Origin of the sequence: Burkholderia singularis (assembly GCF_900176645.1) — a bacterium.
GTDB classification, from domain to species: Bacteria; Pseudomonadota; Gammaproteobacteria; order Burkholderiales; family Burkholderiaceae; genus Burkholderia; species Burkholderia singularis.
Genome location: NZ_FXAN01000060.1, coordinates 42929 through 49656, shown reverse-complemented (window position 1 = coordinate 49656; position 6728 = coordinate 42929). Strand labels below are relative to the sequence as shown.

General features: G+C 63.0%; 7 protein-coding genes. 1 reads left to right on the top strand and 6 read right to left on the bottom strand.

Annotated elements, in window-relative coordinates; genetic code table 11:
- From BSIN_RS12980 to BSIN_RS12950, 5 genes are all read right to left on the bottom strand, one after another.
- Window positions 1-182: transposase (locus BSIN_RS12980; RefSeq protein WP_143757433.1), on the bottom strand; the 182-nt coding region annotated here is incomplete at its 3' end.
- Between the two features lie 560 nt (window positions 183-742).
- Window positions 743-1033 carry a hypothetical protein gene (locus BSIN_RS12965; protein WP_089340809.1) on the bottom strand — a complete coding sequence of 97 codons (291 nt, stop codon included), beginning with the start codon at window positions 1031-1033 and terminating at the stop codon, window positions 743-745.
- 313 nt (window positions 1034-1346) lie between these two features.
- Window positions 1347-1613, bottom strand: coding sequence for a translation initiation factor IF-1 (gene infA / locus BSIN_RS12960; protein ID WP_059512751.1), 267 nt, complete (start codon window positions 1611-1613; stop codon window positions 1347-1349).
- Between the two features lie 776 nt (window positions 1614-2389).
- Window positions 2390-3622, bottom strand: coding sequence for an MFS transporter (locus BSIN_RS12955; RefSeq protein ID WP_069236271.1), 1233 nt, complete (start codon window positions 3620-3622; stop codon window positions 2390-2392).
- A gap of 347 nt (window positions 3623-3969) precedes the next feature.
- Window positions 3970-4908 carry a LysR substrate-binding domain-containing protein gene (locus BSIN_RS12950; RefSeq protein ID WP_089340808.1) on the bottom strand — a complete coding sequence of 313 codons (939 nt, stop codon included), beginning with the start codon at window positions 4906-4908 and terminating at the stop codon, window positions 3970-3972.
- Window positions 4909-5070: 162 nt separating this feature from the next.
- Here BSIN_RS12950 and BSIN_RS12945 point away from each other — a divergent pair, with 162 nt between their 5' ends.
- A complete protein-coding gene (locus tag BSIN_RS12945) occupies window positions 5071-6096 on the top strand; it encodes an alpha/beta hydrolase family protein (protein ID WP_369828183.1) in 1026 nt (341 codons plus the stop codon).
- Window positions 6097-6152: 56 nt separating this feature from the next.
- Here BSIN_RS12945 and BSIN_RS12940 read toward each other — a convergent pair whose 3' ends face one another.
- Window positions 6153-6539, bottom strand: coding sequence for a DUF6232 family protein (locus tag BSIN_RS12940; RefSeq protein WP_069236269.1), 387 nt, complete (start codon window positions 6537-6539; stop codon window positions 6153-6155).
- Window positions 6540-6728 lie beyond the last annotated feature (189 nt).

Genomic DNA, 6728 nt, shown 5'->3' with positions numbered 1-6728 from the left:
AATGCTCGACGCCATTTGAACACCAGGTTCGGATTCACCCCATGCTCCATCGCCAGACGCGCCACCGATACGTCCGGCTCGCAGGCCAGCTTGGCCAGATGCCGTCGAAATTCGATCGGGTGATTCGGGATGCCTTTGCGTGAAGTTCTCTTCGGCGTATCTGTTGCCACTTTGGTCCCCACTACTTTGGTGGGGACTACTCTGGCAACTTCCTTTCACATCGTCGAGACGGTGCTGGGGACACGCTTACCATCGAGCCACGCCTGCGCCAAATCCTTGCGTGAGCATCGGCCACGTATTCGCCGTTTGCGCGGCACGGCGTCAGGTCGATGGCGAAGCGGGCTGAATTGAAGCGAATTCTCTCTTATTGCATGATTGCCGCGCGGCCATGACCGCTGCGGAACGTGGCGTGACGGGTAAATTGCCGTTACGTGTTCAGAAGGGCCATGATTTGGCTCGCCTCATGGTCCGACTCGCAACTCGCCATGCCGTCGTTACGCAAGAGTGCGCGAATGGACACGAACATTAGCCATGCACTCGCATCGATCTCGTGATGACCGTCGCGGAGGACACCGTCTAACTCGGCGCGAGCTCCAAACGGCAAAAATTGGTCGACAATGCCGGAGCCGTCACGTCGGATCCGCTTCAATAGGTCGGTTCTATCCATATAAAACCTCTATTTTTGCCTGCGTATCCCGACGCAGGGGCGCGCTGGCGAGCGCTTGGCGTGGGACGCGACGAATCACAATTCAAGGTCGAGGACGCTCGCGTCTTGCGAGCAAGTGTCGATGAGGTGCTCCGCATAGGCAGTTGATGCTCGCCTCGCATCACCTGCATTCAGGAAGGGCTTGGCCACCGGGAGCTGGAATACTCGGCTGCGCGATGGTCCGTCGGGGTTTTCCGGCTCCTGGATGCGCACGGCGGCGTTGAAGCCCTCGTCGTAGTTATGCCCGTATCCGGGCTCGGTGGTATGACGTGGATAAACAAGCGGGTAAATTTCCAACCCGCGGTAGAGACGGAAGCTAGTTGCCATCGGGGCACCTCTGAGGCCGCATCACCATGCGGCGCAAGACAGTAGCAGTGCGAGCGACTGAATTCAGTCTTCACACGATCGGCCGCGTTGTTCGGCTTGCGATGAAAGCGGGCAGCCCTGTTTCATCGAAAAGAAGTCGGCGGATATGCGGGAACGGGCCCGGGCAATCATTCGCTTCATGCTACGCCCATTGCTGGACTTGTACAGCGGAAATTTACTTGCCCGTGCTTCGTTGACAAAGCGTCGGAGGGCCGGGTTTCAGGGCGGCATCATGGTTCCGCCATGATGCCGTCCCAAGGCTTTCGTACTCGTGTCAACGGCGGCGAAAGGCTGTTCTGCGCGTTGAGCCGCCGCTGCGTTCGTCCTTGTGTCGAAAATTGATCCTTCCTTTTGTCAGATCGTACACGGAGAGTTCCAGCGTGACACGATCCCCTGCAAGGATGCGGATGTGATTCTTTCGGATACGGCCAGACGCATAAGCACCCACCACGACGCCATTGTCGAGCGTGACGCGGTAGTGACTGTCCGGCAGTACTTCGTCTACGATGCCGTCGAGTTCCAGCAGTTCTTCTTTGGCCATTCAAGGTTCCTGGTTAATTGGTGTGACACCGATGATGCGGTGCCTGGTCAGGCAAGAGGTTGCGAGCGCCGAATGACATACGCTCGGGCGATGACGAGAAGTGCGGGGATGGGCTGCCCCTCCTGTTGTAGACGTCATAGTTCGCGTTGCCGGGGCGATGCGCGTCGTACAGGCGAGGGGGTGAATCAGGCGCGAGGGGCCGCAATACCGGTCCGATCGGGATTGGAGGCGCCAGAGGATACCGTGTTTGCCAGCTTCGCAAGGCGATCGGTCAAACAAGGGCTCGCAACGAGCCAATGCACGTCTTATCGTGCAGTGTACAGTTAGTTTTCCAAAGAAGTTGGTGCTGCATTATAACTGAACGCCGTTGTCGGCAGCGTCACGTTCTACGTTACGAAGAGTCCAGGCGGCTGTCACGCCTGTGCGGCGTCGATGCGGGATGCATCGATGTCGGGCACGCGTGAGGTGATTTGTCGTCGGCGTGTGCGGCGGCAGTCGTTATGCGCTGCTATTCGCAGAAGGAAAAGCCGGACAGCAGCGAAATCAGCACCGATGACGTTAGATACCCCGCGAAAGACCATGAAACGAGCGCCGCAAGGCCGATCGTCACGAGAATGGCAAGGACTACGAACGCTATGCGACTGGCGAGCTTGGTGGGTGCCATTGCCGTCAGCATTGCGTGCACTGGAGGTCGCACATTGGCATGGCATAGCGGATGCACTTGCCGCATCCGCTATGCGGCCGAGCTGTTTTTCGACAAGAGCGCATCGCTCACCTCATGTCAGCCTGACGCCCGGCGCGGCAAGCCGCGTGACTTGCTGATCGTCGATCGGCAGATGCAGCACTGCGGCGATCACGCCGAGCGCGGCCGAGCCATACCACAGCAGATCGTATGAATGGGTCGCGTCGAACACGACGCCGCCGAGCCATACGCCGAAAAAGCTGCCGAGCTGGTGGCCGAAGAATACGAAGCCGAACAGCGTCGTGATGTAGCGCACGCCGAACACTTGCGACACCAATCCGTTTGTCAGCGGTGCCGTGCCGAGCCAGACGAGTCCCATCACGAACGAAAACGCATAGAGGCTCGCAGGCGTGAGCGGCAGCGTCACGAACAGCAGCATCGCGGCCGCGCGCACGAAGTAGATGCCCGACAGCAGATACTTGCGACGCAGAAAGCCGCCCGCATAACCGCACAGGAACGTGCCGATCGTATTGGCAAGTGCGATGCTCGCAAGCGCGATGCCCGCTTGGCGTGCGCTCATGCCTTTGTCGAGCAGATACGCGGGCAGGTGCGCGGTGATGAATGCAAGCTGGAATCCACAGGCAAGAAAACCGAGATTCAGCAGCCAGAAGCCACGGTGGGATAGCGCTTCGCGAATCGCCGCACGCATCGTTTGTCCGTCATCGCCGGGCACGCCGGGTTCGGCACGGCGCTCGCGCAGCCAAGCGGCGAGCGGCGCGGTAGCAAACATCACGGCGGCGAGCACGACGATCGCCGACACCCAGCCGAGCCCGGCGATCATCTGTTGCGTAAGCGGCACCATGCAGAACTGGCCGAGGCCGCCGATCGTTCCGGCGACGCCGAGCGCCCAAGCACGCTGCTCGGCCGGAAACAACCGCGACAGCGCGCCGTACACCGCGCCGAACGCGGTGCCCGATAGCGCGATCCCAACCAGCACACCGGTCCCCAGCGTATAGACGCCGGCCGACGCCGTGTGCGCCATCACGACGAGGCCGAGTGCGTAGAGCACTGCGCCTGCGGCGATTACGCGGGCAGAACCGAAGCGGTCTGCGATCATGCCGGTGAACGGTTGCGCGACGCCCCACAGCAGGTTTTGCAGCGCCAGCGCGAAGCCGAATGTCTCGCGCGGCCAGCCGTGCTCGATGGTGACGGGCAGCAGAAACAGCCCCTGCACATTGCGCACGCCGAGCGCCGCGCCCATTAGAAGTCCGCCTGCCACTACGAGTCGCCAGCGGTGTTGCCACGCGTCTGCGGGTCCGATCACCATATGTCTCCGTCATGTGTTCGATTCGACCAAGTGTCGTCGCGCGGCTGGCAGCGCTGCGCGCGCCGTGCGGATTCGACTTCGACGGGCGCGCGTTCGGCGACCGTCGTTTGGCCATTAAAGCGCTGACGGGTGCGGCCGCTCAAGTGACTCTTAGGTTGAATTCGCATGCGTGGCACGCATGCGAGCGTGGCGACGGCGGGGAGAGCGCCGCTGGCATGGGGTTTCGTGGCAGGTTGGCCGGCGCGCACCGGCTTCGCGGGCCATATGCCGTTTGATTTCAGCGTGCATTGCGCGCCTCGGCGACGCGGCGAAACATGTTGCGTCTTCCGGTGGCGTCAGCGCGATCGTCAAGCCGGATCGGCATCGGCATCCACGTCCGCATCCGCCATCGCGGAGGCTTCGTCCATGATCCATGCGACCACCGCGCGCACATCGTCGCGCGCCACCGCTTCGGTCTGATGAAGCCAATACGCGTGCCCGGATGCACGGCCGGCGCCGGGCTCGCCAATCGCGACAAGCCGGCCTTCCGCGAGCAGCGGCTCGACGAGCGCACGCCGCCCGAGTGCGATTCCGCTGCCCGCCAGCGCTGCCTGGATCACCTGGTCGTACTGGTTGAAGCGCAGAATGCCGCGTGTGGGCGCATCGTCAAGGCCGAGCGCGCTCAAATGATCGGACCACCGCAGCAGCGGCCGGCGCGGACCGTCGAATTCGAGCAGCACGTGGCGGGCGAGCGCGACGGCGTCGAGGGTGTGGACCCCGAGCGACGGATGGGCGACGGGCATGATCGATTCGTCGAACAGGCGGATCGACGCAGGCGGCGCGCTGCTCGCCGGCGAATAGCGGATGGCCAGATCGATGCCCTCGGCGCGCGCGTCGAGTATCTTGTCGTTTGCGGCGACGCGCAGATCGATGTCGGGATGACGGCGCTGCAGGTTGCCGAGCCTCGGCAGCAGCCACAACGCGGCGACGCCGATGCTCGCGGTGATCGTCACCGGCTGGCGCGTCGTCGGATGCGTAAGCGCGTCGACGGCTTCCTGCAATTGCTGGATCGCGCCGTCTGCCGCGCGAAACAGCCGCTCGCCATCGGCGGTGAGCGAGATGGACCGGTAACCGCGGTTGAGCAGGCGCACGCCGAGAGTTGTTTCGAGCGCATTGATCTGCCGGCTGACGGCAGACTGCGTGACGCACAGATCCTGCGCGGCGACGGTGATGCTCATGCGCCGCCCGACCGCGACAAAACCGCGGATCAGATCGAGCGGCGGGAGCTTGACGAGAGGGACTGCCATGCGCACTCCTCATGCGAGAGATGCGGGAAGATTGATTGAGCGAATCGCGAAGGTCAAGTGCAATAGGCAATGCGGTGCAATCCGCACGAACCGCGATGCGGCGCGCCGGCAGCGGTGGTGCGCATGACGGGTGTGCATGCTGAGGATGATGGGATGAGCGAAATGACCGGGACGGGCGAAATCAGCGTAGCGAGCGGGACAGACGATAACGACACGGGCTTAACCGAGCCGGAGCCGATCACCGTGACGGCGGCCGACGGCTATCCGATCAAGGGTTTCGTTTGGCGCCACCGCGCGGTGCCCGCCGGTGGCGAGCCGAGGCCCGTGGTCATCGTCAACGCGGCGACATCGGTGCGCTGCCGGTACTATTTCCGCTTCGCCGCGTATTTGCATCGGCACGGTTACGATGCGATCGTCTACGATTATCGCGGCATCGGCGAATCACGGCCTGAGCGGCTTGCACATTTCGACGCCACCTGGCTCGACTGGGGCGAACTCGATTTCGAAGCGGTGCTGCGCCATGTGCTCGATGCGTTTGCGGGGCAGCCGATCGATGTGGTCGCGCACAGCATCGGCGGCTTCGTGGTTGGACTCGCGCCGTCGAACGCACGGATTCGCCGCGTGTTCATGATGGGAGCGCAGTATGCGTATTGGCGCGACTACGCGGCCCGGCACAAGTTTTCAATGCTGTGGAAATGGCATTGGCTGATGCCGCTGCTCGCGGCGCTCTGCGGCTATGTTCCGGCCAAGCGCTTCGGCTGGATGGAGGATACGCCGAAGGGCGTTGCGCTGTCGTGGAGCCGCAGCCGGCCGAATTTCGAGGATACCTATCGCCGCGCGCCGATTTTGCGCGACGACGTGCAACGCCGTGCGCTGGTGCGCCGCTTTGCGGCGCTGCGCGCACCGGTGCTCGCGACAAGCGTCACCGACGACGAATTCGGCACGGTTTCGGCGATCGAGCGGCTACTCCGGTATTTCACGCGCAGCCGCGTCGTGCATCTGCGGATTTCTCCCGATGCGATTGGCGCGGATCGCATCGGGCATTTCGCGTTCTTTCACAGCCGCTTCGAGGCGAGCCTGTGGCCGATTTCGCTCGATTGGCTGAAGAACGGCCGGATGGCACCATTCACGCCCGGCCGGATCGTGTCGCAGCGCGACGCGCAGCGTGATTGCGCCGATGCCGGGTGAATCGGGTCGACCGCGATGGTGGGCCATGCGCACGGCGAAGGTCGTGTCGGGCTGCATCAAGGCGCGGCAGCGTTTGCGGCTTGCGCCGCGCGCACCGCACGCGCCGCTCGCTCGACGAAATCGCGCTCGACGCTGGTGAGCGCTTCGTGCTTGCCGTCGGGCATGACGACGATGAGCTGATGAGTGACATCCTGCGTGGTCCACGCCAGATAACCGACGACGATGAGCATCACGCCCGCGACGAGCAGCACGTTCGTGCCGCTCAGGCCGCCATAGATTGCGGCGGCGAGCCCGATCAGCGAGATCGACCACGGCACGAGCTTATTTTTGGGGATAGTCAGAACTTCGACATCACGAATTTCGCGCAGCGCGAAGAGTTGCCCGCCGGCGGACAGGCCGTTGCGCGTGATCGTCACGCCGCGTTCGTTGAAGGCGTTTTCCATCGAGGCATTGCAAAACGGAAAACGCGCAGGGTAACAGATTTACCCGCGGGGATAGCGAGACCCGATGCCGCAGCGCGCGGCAATGGAAGGCCGCGAGCGGAAAGAACGGTGACCAGGCCAGCCAAGCCGGCCAGGATGATGATCGTCAGGACAGCTATCGAGACAGCGTCATGCTGCTGCCGCGCCGAT